This is a genomic window from Priestia megaterium (assembly GCF_041941685.1).
In the GTDB taxonomy this organism is placed as follows: Bacteria; Bacillota; Bacilli; order Bacillales; family Bacillaceae_H; genus Priestia; species Priestia megaterium_C.
The window spans coordinates 5,024,461-5,044,186 of sequence record NZ_CP130958.1; the positions used below are offsets into that span (position 1 = coordinate 5,024,461).

Below are 19,726 nucleotides of genomic sequence, written 5' to 3' on the forward strand. Positions count from 1 at the left end.
CTCTTCCCTTCTATTTTGAGAATTAACCTATGCATAGATTACCCTAACATAATTTATACAAACATGAAAAAAGTATAGATGAATTCAGCAAAAAAGCAAGTAAAATTTTTAGCAATGGAGGTTTAAAACCTCCTTTTCTATTTCATACTGATGATAGATACAAGCTTTAGAATCTACTTGCACCGCTCTTTTAATAGAATTTTGTTGTATTGAAAACAACATGTACGGTGCATAGTGACACATATTGGTGGTGAATAGAAATGGAAACGGTATTAACCGAACATTTAAAAAAGGCAAGACGCATCTTCCGAATTCTTCTCGTCCTTGGTATATTAGCGGGGGCTTTATTGTTGTTTGCCTACATAAGCATCTTTCTCTACGCCAAAATCGCTGGCCCCCCTCCGCTAAACGTTTCTCAAACAGCTGTTTTCTACTCAGCAAACGGTAAAGTTCTTGATGAAGTTCACAATGGACAAAAGCGCTACTGGGTTTCACTTAATCAAATTTCACCTTACGTAAAAGATGCGACTTTAGCCGTTGAAGATAAGCGCTTCTACGAGCATCACGGCTTTGATATGCATCGAATCGCCGGAGCAGTTGTAGCTGATATAAAAGCTATGGGGAAAGTACAGGGAGCGAGTACCATTACTCAGCAGTATGCACGAAACTTGTTTTTAGAGCACGACAAAACGTGGACTCGAAAGCTTCAAGAAGCTCTGTATACGATTCGTTTAGAAATGAATTATAGTAAAGACCAAATTCTAGAAGGCTACATGAATACGATTTACTACGGCCATGGAGCTTATGGAATTGAAGCGGCAGCTAGGCTGTATTTTGATAAGCACGCCAAAAATTTGACGTTAAGTGAAGCGAGTATGTTAGCAGGTATTCCAAAAGGCCCTAGCTACTACTCTCCTCTTATTCATCAAGAAAATGCAAAAAAACGACAAAATATCATTTTATCTCTTATGAAAGAGGATGGAAGTATTACAGCCAAGCAAGCAACAAAAGCGCTTGTAACACCTCTAGCATTCGCAAAGCCTGCCGAAAAAAATCCTAATAAAGAAGATGCTTCTTACTTTATGGATGCAGCGCTAGCAGAATTAAAGCAAGATTTAGGCATTGATGAAACCATGATTTACACAAATGGACTTCGCGTTTATACAACGCTGGATGAAAAGATGCAGCGAACGGCAGAAGAAAAGATGAAGGATGTTATCAGCAGCTCTTCAGACGTACAAAGTGCATTTGTTGCGATGAATCCTAAAAATGGACAAGTGAAAGCTCTTATTGGTGGAAGAGATTATGAAAAGAGCCCGTTTAATCGCGCAACTCAAGCAATAAGACAGCCTGGCTCAACGATGAAGCCATTTTTATACTATGCGGCGTTAAAAGACGGTTTTACTGAATCTACTCCAATGAAAAGTGAAGAAACGACGTTCAAATTGGAAGATGGCGTTTCGACATACACGCCTAGTAACTATCACAATTATTATGCAGATGCTCCTATTACAATGGCTCAAGCCATCGCACTTTCAGACAATATTTATGCCGTAAAAACGCATTTGTTCATTGGGGAAAACCGCTTGATTGAAACTGCTAAAACACTTGGAATATCATCACCTTTAAAGAAAGTTCCATCTTTAGCTCTTGGAACTTCGCCTGTCAAAGTTATTGATATGGTTAATGCGTACGGCATCTTTGCTAATGGCGGAAAAGAAATTCGTCCAACATTTATTAAACGAATTGAAACCCATGACGGAGAAGTTGTTTATCAAGCTCCTTCCGAACAGAAACAAGTCATTGATAAGCGCTATGCTTTTCTTACTACCCATTTAATGACAGGCATGTTTAATCAAAAGCTAAATGGCTATACAACCGTCACAGGAAAGCCTATTTCTAAATATGTATCTCGTCCTTACGCGGGAAAATCCGGCACAACCTCTACAGACAGCTGGATGATTGGCTACTCTCCTCAGCTCGTTTCAGGCGTTTGGGTTGGATATGATCAAGGAAGGACAATGGATGATGTAGCTGAAAAAGGATACGCAAAAAAAATGTGGGCATTATTTATGGAAGATGCTTTAAAAGGGAAGAAAAAAGAAAAGTTTAAAGCACCAAACGGATTAATGAGCGTAAACATTAATCCTCAAAATGGAAAGTTAGCATCCAAATCATGCCCTGTTCAATATAAAGCTTATTATTTAACTGGAACACAGCCAAAAACATATTGTACTGATCACATCGATCATGCAGCAAAAACGAAGAAAAAAGAGCGTGAAAAAGAAGATAAAAAGTTTCACTGGTTACCCAAATGGTTTGATTAAAAAAAGCTTAAGGCTGAGGCCTTAAGCTTTTTTTAGCATTACGATGTTTGAAGCGCTTCTTTTAAGTCATCATTAGATAACGTCCAAACTTCTTCATTATGAGACTTCAAAAACTCACGAAGCAAATCCTTAGACTTGTTATCCATTTCTTCTACCATAATGCGTCGTTTTAAGGATTTATCCATTTTGTTCACGTGTTCAGGAAGTGACTTATAGCCGCGGCGAATTTCACGATCAACGGTCATTTCACATGCTGTCATACCTGCGTAGTAAGGTCCTTCTTGCTTGCGATCAATCGTTACCCACACAAGCCAATATAACTTGCCGTTTGGCACCTCGTCTTTATTCGGTAAGAACTTAATTCCTTTTTCCACTACACTTCTTGCATGCATCGCACCGATATCTACAAATACTTCTTCGTCGCTCGGACAAACAAAAACGGGTGAAATGTTTTCTAAACTTAACGCTCCAACACCGTAACCGCCGTGGCCGTCGGTTGAATCGTCTTTTATGATATTAAATCCTATACTTTTCTTTTTTGGCTGAGTCATAGTAAGCCTCCTCTATTGATTAAATCAGTGGTGCTAATATCTGCTGAAAGATATTCATAACAAACGTTGCTGCTCCGTTTAGAAGCGGCCAGATCACAATTTGATCGAGAGGTGTAATCACAAGAATTAAAAATACAAAAATGCCCCAAGACTCATACTGCGTCATTTTGGCTCGCGTGGACGGCGGAACGAGGTCTTCAATCACGCGGTAGCCGTCTAAAGGCGGAAAAGGCAACAAGTTAAATACACCTAGCGTTAGGTTTATTTGAATAAATAATGTAACAAAACGATAAAGCGCATCGTTATCCACTGCGGCGTTATTCATCAAATAATAAATAAGCAAGCCGATAAATGCCAACACCAAGTTACTAAACGGTCCCGCTATCGATACTAGAATACCAGCTAAACGTGGCTTTTTAAAGAAATAGCGATTAACAGGAACCGGCTTCGCCCACCCAAAACCTGCGATGATTAACAAAAGCGTTCCAAATGGATCTAAATGAGCCAGCGGAGAAAGCGTTAGCCTTCCTTGCTTTTTAGCCGTGTGGTCTCCAAATAAATAAGCTACATACGCATGTGCAAACTCATGCAGCGTGAATGCAACAATAAGCGTCATTACCACGTAAGGAAGGTCTTGCAATGAAAAAGCTAAAAAATGTTCCACTCTTTATCTCCTTTATTTTAAAATAATTTCTACCTATCACATCTACTAGATGAATCTTTTTTTGCGGTAAGAAAGATACAAGGTTTCTTCAAATATGCCCTAAAAGTTCTCAAAGACCAGCGATGGGCTTCCTTTGGGCACACCTGTTTTTTTATATCGATGTTATTATAAAAGTATACTACAGATTATGGCCTCCATCACTATCTCATACTGTCATTTTATTCAGAAAACGGGTACACTAATCATATAATGATCAAAAAGGAGTGTACACATTATGCCAGTTGTAACTGTTAAAATGCTTGAGGGCCGTACAGATGATCAAAAAAGAGCTCTTGTTGAAAAAGTAACGGATGCTGTTGTGGAAACAACAGGTGCAGCACCTGAAAAAGTATCCATTATCATCGAAGAAATGTCTAAAAACCATTACGCTGTAGCGGGCAAGCGCATGAGTGATCAATAACGCCTACATAAAAAAGATGCCATAGGAGTGAACCTATGGCATTTTTTTAATGGACAGACAGCGTTGCCTGAAGTTTCTCAATATATTTGTATGCTTCTGAAATGTCTTCTTCTGTATAGTTTTGCTTACGCTTTAGCGTAAACACTTTTTCTTTTACTTCTTCTTTCGGTAAATTATCGAAATATAAAATCGTAGAGACAAGCTCCAAAAATTTAGAGCTTTGTTCGTTCATATCCTTCATACATTCCTGCAAGTGAGGAAGTTCTAAGTCATAGTGGCTTAAAAACCCTTCCCCCGCTTCTGTTAATACGTAGCGATACTGCATATACCCGCCTTTTTTCTCTTTAATTTCACTTAAAAAGCCTAAGTTACACAGCTCTTCAATTCGAAGCGTTAATTCCTCAGAATAAGGTCCAAAAAAGTGAAAATTATACTTTTCATAAAAAGGAAACTTCAGCTTTTTTCCGATAAATATCATCTTTTGTAACTTTTTTCTGCCAACAACTTCTCCCGCCGCGGAAAATACTTTCACAATCTTTGCGTGATCGTTTAACACAGCCCCTTCAACTCCTATACTATTTAACTCTGATCTCCTTTTAGTAAGTTTATAATCTGATCTTTAACTTTTCGCTTAGACGACAATTGATCAATGAGATCTTGTGGAAAATATAATTTATGATCGGTTCTCTTTTTCCCTGAAATTGCTTCAACAATCTCCGACTGACGTGATAATTCACGCACTTCATTATTTGGCATCAACAGATGAATCGGCAAACGTTCTTCCTCTTCACCCGGTCGATAAAAATCGTATGGTAAGTCGCTTGAAGAATCGACGACTAAATAATAATCTGGGTTAATACCCGCTTTTTTAAATAATGTTGTAAGCTCCATCCACATCTTCATTTGTGAATTCGGATTAAATTCAATGTATTTAAAAAGCTGACGATTCATAAATCTTCGGCATAGATCAGATAAAATTTCATCCTCTTCTTCTTCCCACGCTTGAAAATAAAATAAAATCACAGATTCATCTAATTTCAAATACTCTTTTAGCGATATTTCTTCTTCAAAAATCGAATAAAAATGAGTTGGCTCCTGCTTGAACTCATAGTAATGATGATGGAGCTCTTTTGCACGATGTAAAATTTTTGTCAAAATCACTTCAGCACTTCTCGTAACAGGATGAAAATACACTTGCCAGTACATTTGATAGCGGCTCATAATATAGTCTTCAACCGCATGCATACCGCTGTGTTTAATCACGGCTTGGTCTTCCCGAGGGCGCATAACGCGCAGAATTCGTTCCATATCAAAGTGACCATAGCTTACTCCTGTGTAATACGCATCACGCTGCAAATAATCCATGCGATCTGCATCAATTTGACTGGAAATCAAACTAACGACAAGCTTATTTTCATATGTTTTCGCGATTACTTCAGCCACTTTTTTAGGAAAATCCTTTCCTACTTTCGTTAACACTTGATTTACCTCTGTGTCACCTACGATAATGGCTTGTGTAAATTCTTCATGGTCTAAGTGGAAAACCTTCTCAAACGAATGTGAAAACGGACCGTGACCTAAATCGTGCAGTAAAGCAGCACAAAGACAAAGAAGACGCTCATCTTCATTCCATTCAGGGCGTCCTTGAAAACCGTCATCAATAATACGGCGCACAATTTCATAAACACCTAAGGAATGACTAAAACGGCTGTGCTCAGCCCCATGAAACGTTAAGTATGTCGTTCCTAGCTGTCTAATACGACGCAGCCTTTGAAATTCGGCTGTCCCAATTAGCTCCCAAATAACACGATCTCTTACATGGATATAGCGGTGAACAGGATCTTTAAATACTTTTTCTTCACTGAGTTTTTCATTAGGATATGTCATTTACATACCTCTCTATCTTCACTTTGTTGTTGCTATAATTTTTCGACACTCACTTCCTATTTTCCTATTCAGAATAAAAAATCACCTTGTCAAGCAACCAAGGTGATTTACCTAACAAACAAGGCGATTCTGTTTGTAAGAAGCTCGTTCGACAAATAAGTAGCAGAAAAGCAGCTATTTATTGTTTCACTATCTATTTTTTTACTTTTTTCTCAATCTTCTCGATTAATTCATCCTCTGTTGGCGCTGCTACAGGACGGTTGTTTACAAATGCAAATGACTTTTTACGTCCGGGTCCACAGTAAGATTGGCAGCCGATTTGTACTTCAGCTTGTTCATCTATTTTTTTAAGTCGAGGTAACAACGTTTTGACGTTTGTTGCCTGACAATCATCACAAATTCTAAATTCATTTGCCATGTTGACACAATCCTTTCAAAATGGGTTCATCATTTTGTCTAAGGGGTATTTTACCCCTATTTGAAGTCCGATGCAAGTTAAAGAAGGAAGTAAAATCTATCATACTCCTAGAAGAAATGGTATAAAGTATGGATTTTTTGTACATGATGATACTACAAAACATGATTACTATGAGTCATGGAAAATAGAGGAGTGAACAAAGTGAAAGATAGACAAGATGCTTGGACAGAAGAAAACGATTTATTATTAGCTGAAACAGTATTGCGCCATGTCCGCGAAGGAAGTACGCAGCTGAATGCGTTTGAAGAAGTTGGAGATGAATTAAATCGCACTTCAGCAGCATGTGGATTCAGATGGAATGCTGTCGTACGCCATCAGTATGAAAAAGCACTTCAGCTAGCCAAAAAACAGCGAAAACAGCGCATGCGTGCACTTGGACAAGAGCAAGGCAAAAAGAAATTATTATATACGCCACCAGCATCTGTAGAGCATGTGGAACAAATGATGTCTGCACCTACAGCAACATATAGCTTATCTGAAACACAAGTAGAAAAAAGCAGCAGTGAAGAGCTTTCAATGGCTGACGTTATTCGCTTTTTGCAAACAATGCCAAATCAAGCGAGCAATTTACAGGCATTGCAAAGCGAAAACAAACGCTTGATGCAAGAAAATACAGAATTAGCTAAGAAAACCACAGAGTTGGAAAAACAAATCAAACATCTCGAGGCAAATGCTACTACTATTCAAGAAGACTATGAAACATTAATGCAAATCATGAACCGTGCGCGAAAGTTAGCTCTATTCGATGAAGAAGAACGTTCTTCTACTACATTTAAAATGGATCGTAACGGAAATCTTGAGAAAATGGCTGAATAAGCTACATGAACGAAGAAAGAGGGATGTCAAACTTGGCTCTTCTTTCTTCTTTTTCTATTTTACAGCCAATGACACGACGCCTTTATGCTATAATATGTTCGTTTACTGTTTATAAAGGGGTTTGAGATATGCAGCAGAATAGTTTAAAGCTTTTAGCACAGCCCGCTTGGCGTATTATTGATCAATCCAGTCTAGGTCCTCATTTTGATGCCCGTCATTCTTTTGCCATCGATGACACGCTTTGTACAACCGTTGGAAGAGGTGAATCTCCAGCTGTCATGCGCTCTTGGGTGCATCACGATACGATTGTATTAGGCATCCAAGATACAAAGCTCCCTCATTTAGCTGAAGGTGCAGCTTATTTACATGAACAAGGATATAAAACAATCGTCCGCAATTCAGGCGGCCTCGCTGTCGTACTTGATCAAGATGTCCTAAACATTTCTTTAATTTTTCCTGATGCAGAAAAAGGAATTGATATCGATCGTGGATATGAAGCCATGTTTGATTTGATTAAGGTCATGTTTGCATCTTACGAGACAGCAATTGAAGCGAAGGAAATCGTAGGCTCTTATTGTCCCGGCAGTTTTGATTTAAGCATTCGCAATCAAAAGTTTGCAGGCATTTCACAGCGACGCGTTCGCGGCGGAGTGGCTGTACAAATTTACTTATGCGTTAAAGGAAGCGGCTCTAAACGTGCTTCTCTCATTCAAGAGTTTTACAAAAAAGGGCTCCAAAACACGGAAACTAAATTTTCATACCCAGATATCGAGCCTCATACAATGGCTTCTCTATCTGAGCTATTACAGATTGATTTAACCGTTTCTGATGTCATGCTGCTTTTATTGCAAACACTGAATAGTATGAGCTCTTCTCTTGTAAATATGCCTTTAAATGCTACCGAACAAGAGCTGTTTGAGACGCAGCTGCAGCGCATGTATGACCGCAACAAAAAAGCATTGGGTTCATTAGCCGAATAAAAAAACTCCGCCCGAGGACGGAGTTTTTTTATTACAGTGCTTGAGCTGCTGTGATTAAAGCAAGCTTGTACACATCTTCTTCGTTACAACCGCGAGATAGATCGTTTACCGGTTTGTTTAGACCTTGTAAGATTGGACCTACGGCTTCGAAGTTTCCTAAGCGCTGTGCAATTTTGTAACCAATGTTACCTGCTTCAAGGCTTGGGAATACAAATACATTTGCATCTCCTTTGATCACTGAACCTGGTGCTTTCTTTTCAGCTACAGAAGGAACAAATGCTGCGTCGAATTGGAATTCGCCGTCTAATGTTACGCTTGGTGCTAATTCTTTTGCAATTTCTACTGCGTTTGCTACTTTTTCTGTTTCCGGAGATTTTGCTGATCCTTTTGTTGAGAAGCTTAACATAGCAACACGAGGATCAATATCGAACATTTCAGCTGTACGAGCACTTTCGATAGCAATTTCAGCTAAATCTTGGCTATCAGGTGAAATATTGATTGCACAGTCAGCAAATACGTATTTTTGATCGCCACGAACCATGATAAATACGCCAGATGTTTTCTTAACACCTTGTCTTGTTTTGATAATTTGTAGAGCAGGTCGCACTGTGTCTGCTGTAGAATGAGCAGCTCCGCTTACAAGACCGTCCGCTTTATTCATATGAACAAGCATTGTGCCAAAATAATTTTCATCTAATAAAATTTTGCGAGCATCTTCTTCTGTTGCCTTACCTTTACGACGCTCAACAAATGCTGCCACCATTTCATCAAATTCAGAGTAGCTTTGAGGATCTAAAACCTCAACACCGTCTAATTTTACGTTTAGTTCTGCTGCTTTTGATGCTACAGCGTCTTTATTTCCAACAACGATAGGCTTTAAGATATTGTCGGCAGCTAAACGAGAAACAGCACCTAATACGCGCTCATCTAATCCCTCTGGGAATACGATTGATACATCGCTAGCTGATACTTTTTGTTTTAAACCTGTAAATAAATCACTCAAAGTAAATCCTCCTCGATATGTAAAAAACTTTTCTCATAATAGGATACTCCACTTTTTTTAAAAATCAAAGGCATGTTCTTCAAGAATCCATGATCACAAAAAAGTCTTTTAATTCTTAATTTTCCGCTAACACCTAAAATAAAACCTGTTTTTACTTTGCGACAATTGTTTAAAGTTTAGTCACAAAATCACAGGTTTTTCATTCCAGGTCTTCAGACAAACTATGATATAGTAGAATTGGAATTTATCATAATCGGACAATAGGAGTGAAACGAAATGGCAGAAGCAGCACAAACATTAGACGGTTGGTATGCACTTCATGATTTCCGTTCAATCGATTGGGGCGCTTGGAAGCAGTTATCAAGCGACGATCGCCAAGCGGCTATCCATGAATTTTTAGGTTTGATTGAGAAATGGAAAGGAACTGAAGCTGAGAAGCAAGGTAGCCATGCTTTATATACCATTGTCGGCCAAAAAGCAGACTTTATGCTAATGCTTGTTCGTCCTACTATGGAAGAACTAAATGAAATTGAAACAGAATTTAATAAAACAAAGCTTGCTGAGTTTACCATTCCTACTTATTCATACGTATCAGTAGTTGAATTAAGCAACTACTTACCTGCTGGGGAGGATCCTTATGAAAATCCTCAAATCCAAGCTAGACTATATCCAACTTTACCAAAAGCTAGTCATGTTTGCTTTTATCCAATGGATAAACGTCGTCAAGGAAATGACAATTGGTACATGCTTCCTATGGAAGAACGCCGCAGCTTAATGCGCAGTCATGGAATGATTGGACGTCAATACGCTGGAAAAGTAAAGCAAATCATTACGGGTTCTGTTGGTTTTGATGATTATGAGTGGGGCGTTACTCTTTTTGCAGATGACGTACTTCAATTTAAAAAATTAGTATACGAAATGCGTTTTGACGAAGTAAGTGCTCGCTACGGGGAATTTGGCAGCTTCTTTGTCGGAAATTTATTAAAAGAAGAAGCTATTGCACGTTTTTTACACGTTTAAACTAAGCCGCAAAAGCGCTCATCTCTTTTGTAACGCCTAGAGCAATAAATATCAATGAGCTTTATCTAAAAAAACCTGTTTCCAAGTGGAAACAGGTTTTTTATTTTCTAGCCATGGCATATTCGCACTTACAGGACCATATATATACAACAGTGTCACAAGTAAGCGAGGTGGGATAATGGCAGTTGTTGCACACAACGAAGAAGATGTTAAGCTCCTAGCCAGACTCATTCGAGCTGAAGCTGAAAGTGAAGGAAAACAAGGGATGTTACTGGTAGGAAATCTAGGCGTGAACCGCGCTAAAGCTCCCTGTTTAGATTTTAGAAATATAAGAACCATTCGTCAGATGGTGTTTCAAAACCCAGGCGGATTTGAAGCAACTCAAAAAGGCTACTTTTATCAGCGTGCCCGCCAGTCTGAAATTACACTTGCACGACGTGTATTAAGAGGGGAACGTTTTAACCCCGCGGAAAACTCACTGTGGTTTTTCAAGCCCAGCGGCGACTGTCCTGCTCAATGGTATAACCAAAATAACACAGGACGATTTAAATCTCACTGTTTCTTTGCACCAACTCAAGCTGATTGTCCAGGAGTTTACTAATTTCTTTTTGTTTGAAGGAGGTTCCTATGAAAAAACCAAAGTCTAATCAACCGCAACAGCAATATATGCAAAATCCGTATATGAGTCCAAACTACCCTTATTATATGCCTCAGCCGCAGCAGCCCCAGCCAGGCGGCCAGCAGGTTCAAGGGCAAAGCCAAGGAGGTCCGCCCCCTACCTCTTCTGGAGGCAGTGGTGCCCCGCAAGACCCAAATCAACTGCCCATTGAACAATCATATATTGAAAATATTTTACGTTTAAATCGAGGGAAAATAGCGACTGTATATATGACGTTTGAAAATAACACGCAGTGGAACGCTAAGGTCTTTAGAGGGGAAATTGAAGCAGCCGGACGCGATCATATCATTTTAAGTGATCCACAAACTGGCACTCGTTATTTACTGCTTATGGTTTATCTCGATTACATCACTTTTGAGGGTCCAATCAAATATAATTATCCGTTTAGCGGTGGAGGCCAGCAGTTGAGCAATTATTCTCCTCGTTAAAAAAACCCCTTTTCAGGGGTTTTTTTATAGCCATTTCACAGCTGCAACAACAATTAAAATCCAAGCCACAATAAACGCAACTCCACCTAGCGGAGTAATCGCGCCGAGAACTTTAATACCGGACGTACTTAATACATAGAGACTTCCCGAAAACAGCACAATCCCCGCGAACATAATCCAGCCCGAAGCTGTTAACAAAGAAGATTGAGGAAATTTGCTTAATAGAAACGCAATGACAAACAGCCCCATTGCATGGAACATTTGGTACTGCACTCCCGTTTTCCATACCTCTAAATATTTCTCTGAGATTTTGCCTTCTAAACCGTGTGCTCCAAAAGCACCAAGAGCAACCGCTAACATCGCATTGATTGCACCGATTATTAAAAATAGTTTCATGTTTTTCTCCTCACTTTAGAAATCAAATAGACTATCGCCGTTTGCATCATCTGATTTCAATTTCGTTCCCTCAAAATTAGGTTTGGATGACTGAATAATCTGTTGCTGCATAATCTCAGGAGATTGCATCATTTCCGGTGAAGACATTACAACAGGTTTTGAAACCGAGACAGGTTTCGATACTGAAACCTCTCCATTTTGATCTAATGCAAGCTCACACAGTGCTTTTATGGCAACCAATTGATCTCGAACGTTCGCACTATTCGAATGGTGCTTTGCTTTTTGTACTTCTGCACTAATTTTATCAAGGAGCTGCGCCATTTTTATATCCATGTAGACACCTCATCTTACATTCAATATGACTTTATACAGCTATTTTATCAAAAGATGAAATAGGAGGCTATGTCTGAAGCTAATCTTCATGAAATGCTCACTTTTACACATCGTCAATTTGCCAATCAATGGATTGACGTCCGTGTTGGAACAAAAACTCATTTGCTCGTTGAAAGTGATTATTACCAAAAAAGCCTCGATTAGCCGAAAATGGGCTAGGGTGCGGGCTTTCCAAAATTAAATGGTGCGAATGATGAATGAGCTCCTTTTTAGCTTGTGCATGCTTGCCCCACAGCAAAAACACAACTGGCTCCTCTTTTTGTGCCACTAATTCAATAATACGGTCCGTCAGCTGCTCCCACCCTTTTCCTTTGTGAGAGTTCGCTTCTCCTCTTCTAACCGTTAAAACAGTGTTAAGCAAAAGAATGCCTTGTTCTGCCCATTTGACTAAATAACCGTTATTCGGAATGTGATAATCCATTTCATTTTTCAGCTCTTTGTAAATATTCACTAAAGAAGGCGGTGTTTTTACTCCTGGTTGAACAGAGAAGCTCAGTCCATGCGCTTGATTTGGTCCATGATAAGGATCTTGTCCCAATATGACCACTTTTACATTTTTATAATCCGTATAGTGTAAAGCATTAAAAATATCATATTTATCAGGGTAAATGGTGTGGTGATTATATTCATCCACTAAAAATTCTCGAAGCTGTATGTAATAGTCTTTTTGAAATTCTTCTTCTAATAAAGGAGCCCAGTCATTTTTTAAAATACTCATTGCTTATCACCTCATAATAATCTTTTTTGTTATTTTATCGTAAACTCTGCCCCCTGCTCAAACGTTGCCTGCTTTAAATATGCTGAGAGCCTGGCCATATTTTAATATTGTCATGTTCAATGAAACTTTGTATACACTTATAAAGAGTGTATTTTTATATTAAAGGAGGGATTCCATATGATCATCAGCAATCCCCACCAAATAGATGTAACCTACAGCCTGGGTGTTACACCCGTTGAACCGATGATACCAAGAAAATACACCGTTTTCCCAGGTCAACACACTTCTGTTCCTTCCATTCAAATCGGCATTGAATTTGCCTACGATCATATGCAAAAAGAGCGGAACGAATATTTAGCATCCTTCGTCTTTGATAAAGGTTTTTATTCCCTTACTGTGTATTATTACATCGGTGCGCATACATCAACAGATGAAACCATTACACGCTACCTTCACTTTTTAGAACAGCTCCCTGTTATTCTATCGTCCATCTATCACGCTGATGCTTCTTTTTTCGAAAAACATCCACTTTTAATGCACTGTCCTATTTTTATCATCGCCGATAGCCCTGACTTGCCATTTTCAACAAAAAAATCTATCGGTTCCCTGTATCAATATAAATAAATGAGAAAAGCTACTGTTAAAATAACGGTAGCTTTTTTTCCGTATTCGAAACAAAATACTTTTAAACTTGTTAAAAACATGGAATAATAACTACAAATTGTTTTAATCTATTTGCGTTAACCCTTTAAAATCGTTACAATTTATTAGTAGTTCTATACATAAAGGAAAAGGTAAACAAGCAATCATTCGTTTGTTTATAAAGGCCGAGTTTAACGGGCAATGAATCCCCAGATTTCATTTAAGTGTTGTCTGTTAAAGCGGAAAAAAATTGAACGTAACTACGACAAAGTGAGGTCCTAGAAGTAATGACAAATGTACAACCAAAATCCATTATCGTAATTTTTGGCGCTACAGGTGATTTAGCAAAACGTAAGTTATTCCCCTCTATTTTCCGCTTATATAAAGCGAACAAACTATCGGAAGATTTCGCTGTTGTCGGTGTCGCAAGAAGACCTTGGACTAATGACGAATTACGCGAAAATGTAAAAAAATCAGTGAGCAGTTTCAAAAACAGTGACGCTGACATTGAAAAGTTTGCTTCACATTTTTATTACCAACCGTTTGACGTAACAGATGTCGCTTCTTATCAAGAATTAAAAAGCCTAACAGAAAGCCTTGATGAGCAATACAATGTGCCTGGAAATCGTATTTTCTACCTAGCAATGGCACCTGAATTTTTCGGAACAATTGCTTCGAATTTAAAAAATGAAGGTTTAACACAAACAGACGGTTGGAGTCGCCTAGTCATTGAAAAGCCGTTTGGCCATGATTATCCTTCTGCTAAAGAACTAAATGAACAAATTCGCCATGCATTTAAGGAAGATCAAATTTATCGTATCGACCACTACCTCGGTAAAGAAATGGTGCAAAATATCGAAGTTATCCGTTTTGCAAATGCTCTATTTGAACCGATGTGGAACAACCAATACATTTCAAACATCCAAATTACGTCTAGCGAGACGCTTGGTGTAGAAGACCGTGGCCGTTACTATGAATCTTCAGGTGCCCTTCGAGATATGGTACAAAACCATATGCTTCAAATGGTGGCATTGCTTGCAATGGAACCGCCAATTAAATTAACACCGGAAGAAATTCGCAGTGAAAAAGTAAAAGTATTGCGTGCTCTTCGCTCTTTATCAGTAGATGAAGTAGATGATTATTTTGTACGAGGCCAATACGGCAAAGGTGTACTTGAAGGAGAAGAAGTTATCGGCTATCGCGAAGGAAACTCGGTTGATCCTGAGTCTAATACCGCTACATTTGTATCTGGTAAGCTTATGATTGATAACTTCAGATGGGCTGGCGTACCAATTTATATCCGTACAGGTAAACGCATGAAAGAAAAAGCAACGACAATTGTTGTACAGTTCAAAGACTTACCAATGAACCTGTACTTCAATAAAGATAAAGAAATTCATCCAAACTTGCTTGTCATTCATATCCAACCGGAAGAAGGCATTACGCTTCACTTAAACGCGCGTAAAACGCCGGGTGCAACATCGTCCACACCAATTAACTTGAACTATTGCAATAACTGTGGAGATAAAATGAATACACCGGAAGCTTATGAACGCCTTATTTATGATTGCATGCTTGGAGATGCAACGAACTTTACTCACTGGGATGAAGTAGCCCTTTCTTGGAAGTTTGTTGATACCATTTCAGAAGCATGGGAAAGCACAAAAGCACAAAACTTCCCGAACTACGAATCAGGTTCAATGGGACCAAAAGAATCAGACGCATTGCTTGCTGAAGACGGTTTTCACTGGTGGCCAGTCGGCGAAGACAACTTCTCACCTAAAGAGTAAATAAAAAAAGCAGCTGTAGTATACAGCTGCTTTTCTTGTTTTTTATTTTAACCACTCAGTATGGAATACGCCCTCTTTATCAACACGTTGATATGTGTGAGCTCCGAAGTAGTCACGTTGCGCTTGTAAAAGGTTCGCTGGTAATGTGTCTGTACGGTAGCTGTCATAGTAAGCTAATGCACTTGAGAAACTTGGTACAGGAATACCTTGTTTAACCGCAATTGAAATAACTTCACGAAGAGCCGACTGATAGCCTTCTACGATATCCTTGAAGTATGGGTCTAATAATAAGTTTGTTAGATCTGCATCGCGATCGTAAGCTTCTTTAATTTTTTGTAAGAATTGTGCACGGATGATACAACCACCACGGAAGATCATTGCAATATCACCATACTGTAAATTCCAGTCATATTCTTCAGAAGCTGCTTTCATTTGAGCAAACCCTTGCGCATATGAACAAATTTTACTCATGTACAATGCTTTACGGATTGCTTCTACTAATTCGGTTTTATCACCTTCAAATGCAGCTGCATTTGGACCGCTCAATACTTTGCTTGCTTTTACACGTTCTTCTTTCATAGCTGAAATAAAGCGCGCAAATACAGATTCCGTAATGATTGGTAGTGGTACACCTAAATCAAGCGCACTTTGGCTTGTCCATTTACCTGTACCCTTTTGACCTGCAGTGTCTAAAATAACGTCTACAAGTGCTTTACCTGTTTCTTCATCTTTTTTCGTAAAGATATCAGCTGTGATTTCAATTAAGTAGCTATCTAGCTCGCCTTTATTCCATTCAGCAAATACTTCATGTAGTTCATCTGTTTCTAAACCTAATACGTTTTTCATAATGAAGTATGCTTCACAAATTAACTGCATATCGCCGTACTCGATGCCGTTATGAACCATTTTTACGTAGTGACCTGCACCATTTGGTCCAATGTATGTGCAGCAATCATCGCCTTCAACTTTCGCTGAAATAGCTGTTAAGATTGGTTTTACAAGTTCATATGCTTCTTTTTGTCCGCCAGGCATGATTGAAGGTCCTTTTAATGCGCCTTCTTCTCCGCCGGATACGCCTGTACCGATGAAATGGATACCTAATTCTTCTAGCTCTTTGTTACGACGAATTGTATCCTGGAAGAATGTATTTCCGCCATCGATTAAAATGTCGCCTTTTTCTAAGTATGGTTTTAACGAATCAATTGTTGCATCTGTAGCAGCACCAGCTTTAACCATTAATAAAATTTTACGCGGTTTTTCAAGAGAATTAATAAACTCTTCCACACTGTATGTACCTGCAAAATTTTTACCTTCTGCTTCTGTTTTTAGGAACTCTTCTGTCTTTTCAGGAGAGCGGTTATAAACTGAAACAGAATAGCCTCTGCTCTCAATGTTTAGCGCCAAGTTTTTCCCCATAACCGCTAAACCGATAACACCGATTTGTTGTTTTGCCATGTTAAATTCTTCCCTTCATGTGTAATATGAATTGGTCAACCTAATCGTAACTGAACATATCATAAAGAAAGTTACAGATTCAAGTTTGATATAACCATAATCATACGTTTTATTATACACATTTGAAAAGAATCATGCTCACCGAACATTGATTATTTTGAAGAAAATTTCGATAAAATAAGCGAAATGAACGCAGTTACTAATCATCCGTACATTCTTAACTACCTTTAGACGCATTTTAACATTTTCTTAAACAATTACTTTTGTTAAAATATTAAGCAGTTAATCATTTCAATGAATTGATGATCAACACGGTTGTTACCGTTTTACTATATTTATTGCAGCTAAAAAAGCTGTACTAGTACTTATTTTGTTTTATGAAGAGGGATTTTATATATGACGAAACCAATCAAAGATCCGTTCAAGGAAAATTTTGATACGCTTGAAGAATTCGCTGATCGCATTAGCGAAGTATTGAACTGTCCTATTACCATTGAAGATGCTAATCATCGCTTATTAGCTTATAGCACCCATGACGAAAGAACGGACCAGGCGCGTATTGCCACGATTATTGGAAGAAGAGTTCCGGAAAAAGTCATCAACAACTTATGGAAAGAAGGCATTATTCCTAAACTACTTGAGACAAATGAACCTGTGCGTGTGAAAAATATAAATGAAATTGGACTTGGAGATCGTATAGCTATTTCCATCTGGAAAAATGAAGAAGTTCTAGGATTCATCTGGGCTGTTGAAATTGAGAAAGCCTTAGGCGACGAAGAAGTAGAGCTATTAAAAAAAGCTGCGAATGTATTAAAAAATAAATTGCTACAGCTTCAAATTCGAAAGTATAAGCGAGAGGAACGTTCCCAGGAATTTTTCTGGAAATTATTAACTGGTCACATTAAGTCTCGCCAGGAAATTTCAGAAGCGTTTTATGAAGCTCAAATTACAGCTCCATCAACGTTTTCCATTGCTATCTTCCGCTTCCAAGAAGATATTACGCCTGAAGCTGAACGTCAAATCTCATATATGCTAAAAACGATGCATCGCTTGAAAATCGTTCTTTATACGATTGATTGCAATGACTTAATCTTACTGCTTTCTTTGGATGCGGTTGAAAACCCTCTTGATGAACAGCGAGATTTTGTAGACTATTTTAGAGGCAACATGTATGAACGCTTTGATGTTACTCAAATTAAAGCCAGCTGCAGCAGTATTTATTCATTGCACGATCATATCGAAAAAAGTTATAAAGAAGCCTTGAACGTATTAGATATGAAAAGTAAGTTTCCAGAAGAAACGAAAGAGATTATTAACTATCAGGAATTAGGTATTTATCAATTTCTTGATGTTATTTTAGAGAAGCGCGTGCAAGATCAATTTGAAAACCATTCTTTAAAGAAGCTAACTGATTACGATCTTCGTCATAACAGTAACTTGGTGGAGACTCTCGAAGTATTTTTAAATAATGATAATAACATTAACGAAGCAGCAAAAGAATTAAATGTGCATATGAATACACTTAGCTATCGATTAAAGCGAATTTCAGAGATTGGTGATATTAACTTAAAGGACGTTAATCAAAAAATGACTCTTTATATTGATATTAAGTTAATGAAATATAAAAAATAACAGGTTATGTAACTTCTTTTAACATTGAGCTATTCGTTTATTAGAAAATAAACGAATAGCTCTTTTTTTACTTTTTATTTCCTCGTGATGTTAGATGACCTTACATAAAAATTAAAAAATCTGATAAGTAAGCGTTTACATTTGTGTGTTTAAACAAAAACCACTTCTTCAATTCTTCTTTCTAGACAAAGAAATTTCATAAAACTTTCTTTATACTAAAGGTACACAAACGACCAAGGGGGAAATTAATCATGATTATTGGCGTACCAAAAGAAATCAAAAACAACGAAAACCGAGTAGCGATTACACCAGCAGGCGTAGCATCATTTGTTGGTACAGGTCATCGTGTATTAATTGAAAATGAAGCGGGTATTGGAAGTAACTTCACAAACGAAGATTATGTAAAAGCTGGAGCTGAAATTGTTGAGACAGCAGCTGACGTTTGGGCACAAGCTGAAATGGTTATGAAAGTAAAAGAACCATTAGCCAGTGAATACGGCTATTTTAGACCAGGTCTTATCTTATTCACATACCTTCACTTAGCAGCTGAACCAGCACTAGCAAAAGCATTAAAAGATAGCGGCGTAACAGCCATTGCTTATGAAACAGTAGCAGTAAATCGTACATTGCCTCTATTAACACCTATGAGTGAAGTAGCAGGACGTATGGCTGCTCAAATCGGTGCACAATTCCTTCAAAAATCAAACGGTGGAAAAGGAATTTTATTAGCGGGTGTTCCTGGAGTTAGCCGCGGAAAAGTAACGATTATCGGCGGCGGCGGTGTTGGTACAAATGCTGCAAAAATCGCAATCGGCCTGGGTGCTGATGTAACAATTATTGATTTAAGTCCTGAACGCCTACGTCAATTAGACGATATCTTTGGCAACCAAATCAATACGCTAGTGTCAAACCCTTACAATATTGCGGATGCAGTAGCAGAATCAGATTTAGTGATTGGCGCAGTATTAATTCCAGGTGCAAAAGCTCCAAAACTAGTAACAGAAGAAATGGTAAAAACAATGAAGCCAGGTTCTGTTATTGTTGACGTAGCAATCGACCAAGGTGGTATTGTTGAAACAATCGACCACATTACAACACACGATCAGCCGACTTATGAAAAGCACGGGGTTGTACACTATGCAGTTGCAAACATGCCGGGAGCAGTTCCTCGCACATCAACAATTGCTTTAACAAATGTAACCGTACCTTACGCACTTCAAATTGCTTCTAAAGGTGTTCACAAAGCAATCGCTCAAAACGAAGCGTTAAAATTAGGAGTGAACGTTGCAAACGGAGCCATTACGTACGAAGCAGTTGCACATGATTTAGGTTATGATTATGTATCAGTAGACGTAGCTCTTGAAAAAGAATTAGCTTCTATCTAATAAATAGTGAAAAACGTCCTTA

Annotated in this window: 21 protein-coding genes; 11 read left to right on the top strand and 10 right to left on the bottom strand. The window is 38.3% G+C overall.

Features of this window, described 5'->3' with window-relative positions:
- Positions 1–260 precede the first annotated feature (260 nt).
- On the top strand, positions 261–2,327 hold the full coding sequence (locus tag Q5794_RS26620; RefSeq protein ID WP_374988567.1) for a transglycosylase domain-containing protein: 2,067 nt from the start codon (positions 261–263) through the stop codon (positions 2,325–2,327).
- Between the two features lie 38 nt (positions 2,328–2,365).
- On the opposite strand, the gene Q5794_RS26625 is transcribed toward Q5794_RS26620, so the two are convergent.
- Both Q5794_RS26625 and Q5794_RS26630 read right to left on the bottom strand, forming a co-directional pair.
- Complete coding sequence (locus Q5794_RS26625; protein WP_025752469.1) at positions 2,366–2,878, bottom strand: YwhD family protein; 513 nt, start codon at positions 2,876–2,878, stop codon at positions 2,366–2,368.
- A 19-nt stretch (positions 2,879–2,897) separates the two neighbouring features.
- A complete protein-coding gene (locus tag Q5794_RS26630) occupies positions 2,898–3,542 on the bottom strand; it encodes a site-2 protease family protein (RefSeq protein WP_215054870.1) in 645 nt (214 codons plus the stop codon).
- A gap of 274 nt (positions 3,543–3,816) precedes the next feature.
- On the opposite strand from Q5794_RS26630, the gene Q5794_RS26635 reads away from it, so the two are divergent.
- On the top strand, positions 3,817–4,002 hold the full coding sequence (locus tag Q5794_RS26635) for a 2-hydroxymuconate tautomerase (RefSeq protein ID WP_013059847.1): 186 nt from the start codon (positions 3,817–3,819) through the stop codon (positions 4,000–4,002).
- Positions 4,003–4,048: 46 nt separating this feature from the next.
- On the opposite strand, the gene Q5794_RS26640 is transcribed toward Q5794_RS26635, so the two are convergent.
- From Q5794_RS26640 to Q5794_RS26650, 3 genes are all read right to left on the bottom strand, one after another.
- A complete protein-coding gene (locus tag Q5794_RS26640; RefSeq protein WP_013059848.1) occupies positions 4,049–4,558 on the bottom strand; it encodes a YwgA family protein in 510 nt (169 codons plus the stop codon).
- A 23-nt stretch (positions 4,559–4,581) separates the two neighbouring features.
- Positions 4,582–5,889, bottom strand: coding sequence for an HD domain-containing protein (locus tag Q5794_RS26645; RefSeq protein WP_013059849.1), 1,308 nt, complete (start codon positions 5,887–5,889; stop codon positions 4,582–4,584).
- Between the two features lie 193 nt (positions 5,890–6,082).
- On the bottom strand, positions 6,083–6,307 hold the full coding sequence (locus Q5794_RS26650) for a DUF1450 domain-containing protein (protein WP_013059850.1): 225 nt from the start codon (positions 6,305–6,307) through the stop codon (positions 6,083–6,085).
- Between the two features lie 201 nt (positions 6,308–6,508).
- Here Q5794_RS26650 and Q5794_RS26655 point away from each other — a divergent pair, with 201 nt between their 5' ends.
- Both Q5794_RS26655 and Q5794_RS26660 read left to right on the top strand, forming a co-directional pair.
- Complete coding sequence (locus Q5794_RS26655) at positions 6,509–7,183, top strand: RsfA family transcriptional regulator (RefSeq protein WP_308215704.1); 675 nt, start codon at positions 6,509–6,511, stop codon at positions 7,181–7,183.
- A 128-nt stretch (positions 7,184–7,311) separates the two neighbouring features.
- Positions 7,312–8,163 carry a biotin/lipoate A/B protein ligase family protein gene (locus tag Q5794_RS26660; protein WP_215054871.1) on the top strand — a complete coding sequence of 284 codons (852 nt, stop codon included), beginning with the start codon at positions 7,312–7,314 and terminating at the stop codon, positions 8,161–8,163.
- Positions 8,164–8,194: 31 nt separating this feature from the next.
- Here Q5794_RS26660 and pta read toward each other — a convergent pair whose 3' ends face one another.
- The gene (pta, locus tag Q5794_RS26665; protein ID WP_013059853.1) at positions 8,195–9,166 is read right to left on the bottom strand and encodes a phosphate acetyltransferase; all 972 of its coding nucleotides are present in this window, start codon (positions 9,164–9,166) and stop codon (positions 8,195–8,197) included.
- A gap of 276 nt (positions 9,167–9,442) precedes the next feature.
- Here pta and hemQ point away from each other — a divergent pair, with 276 nt between their 5' ends.
- The 3 genes from hemQ to gerQ all read left to right on the top strand — a co-directional run bounded on the left by hemQ (position 9,443) and on the right by gerQ (position 11,293).
- The gene (gene hemQ, locus Q5794_RS26670) at positions 9,443–10,186 is read left to right on the top strand and encodes a hydrogen peroxide-dependent heme synthase (protein ID WP_013059854.1); all 744 of its coding nucleotides are present in this window, start codon (positions 9,443–9,445) and stop codon (positions 10,184–10,186) included.
- A gap of 178 nt (positions 10,187–10,364) precedes the next feature.
- Positions 10,365–10,787 carry a cell wall hydrolase gene (locus Q5794_RS26675; RefSeq protein WP_215054872.1) on the top strand — a complete coding sequence of 141 codons (423 nt, stop codon included), beginning with the start codon at positions 10,365–10,367 and terminating at the stop codon, positions 10,785–10,787.
- Between the two features lie 26 nt (positions 10,788–10,813).
- Positions 10,814–11,293: a spore coat protein GerQ gene (gene gerQ, locus Q5794_RS26680; protein ID WP_057240029.1), complete on the top strand. Its 480-nt coding sequence runs from the start codon at positions 10,814–10,816 to the stop codon at positions 11,291–11,293.
- A gap of 24 nt (positions 11,294–11,317) precedes the next feature.
- Here the strand turns inward: gerQ and Q5794_RS26685 are convergent, their stop codons facing one another.
- The 3 genes from Q5794_RS26685 to Q5794_RS26695 form a co-directional block, all read right to left on the bottom strand.
- Positions 11,318–11,689 carry a DUF423 domain-containing protein gene (locus Q5794_RS26685; protein ID WP_013059856.1) on the bottom strand — a complete coding sequence of 124 codons (372 nt, stop codon included), beginning with the start codon at positions 11,687–11,689 and terminating at the stop codon, positions 11,318–11,320.
- Between the two features lie 15 nt (positions 11,690–11,704).
- Positions 11,705–12,010 (bottom strand): YwdI family protein, encoded by a 306-nt coding sequence (locus Q5794_RS26690; protein WP_223269014.1) that lies wholly within the window; start codon positions 12,008–12,010, stop codon positions 11,705–11,707.
- A 115-nt stretch (positions 12,011–12,125) separates the two neighbouring features.
- Complete coding sequence (locus tag Q5794_RS26695; RefSeq protein WP_215054873.1) at positions 12,126–12,800, bottom strand: uracil-DNA glycosylase; 675 nt, start codon at positions 12,798–12,800, stop codon at positions 12,126–12,128.
- A gap of 177 nt (positions 12,801–12,977) precedes the next feature.
- Between Q5794_RS26695 and Q5794_RS26700 the strand changes: the two genes are divergently transcribed.
- Entirely contained in the window at positions 12,978–13,424 is a 447-nt protein-coding gene (locus Q5794_RS26700; protein WP_025752460.1) for a staygreen family protein, read from the top strand.
- A gap of 305 nt (positions 13,425–13,729) precedes the next feature.
- Positions 13,730–15,232, top strand: coding sequence for a glucose-6-phosphate dehydrogenase (gene zwf, locus Q5794_RS26705; protein WP_013059860.1), 1,503 nt, complete (start codon positions 13,730–13,732; stop codon positions 15,230–15,232).
- Between the two features lie 42 nt (positions 15,233–15,274).
- Here the strand turns inward: zwf and gndA are convergent, their stop codons facing one another.
- Positions 15,275–16,687, bottom strand: a complete 1,413-nt coding sequence (gene gndA / locus Q5794_RS26710; RefSeq protein ID WP_215054874.1) for an NADP-dependent phosphogluconate dehydrogenase — start codon at positions 16,685–16,687, stop codon at positions 15,275–15,277.
- 396 nt (positions 16,688–17,083) lie between these two features.
- On the opposite strand from gndA, the gene Q5794_RS26715 reads away from it, so the two are divergent.
- Both Q5794_RS26715 and ald read left to right on the top strand, forming a co-directional pair.
- Positions 17,084–18,319 carry a CdaR family transcriptional regulator gene (locus tag Q5794_RS26715; RefSeq protein ID WP_215054875.1) on the top strand — a complete coding sequence of 412 codons (1,236 nt, stop codon included), beginning with the start codon at positions 17,084–17,086 and terminating at the stop codon, positions 18,317–18,319.
- Positions 18,320–18,570: 251 nt separating this feature from the next.
- Positions 18,571–19,704 (top strand): alanine dehydrogenase, encoded by a 1,134-nt coding sequence (gene ald / locus Q5794_RS26720; protein WP_013059863.1) that lies wholly within the window; start codon positions 18,571–18,573, stop codon positions 19,702–19,704.
- Positions 19,705–19,726: the final 22 nt, after the last annotated feature.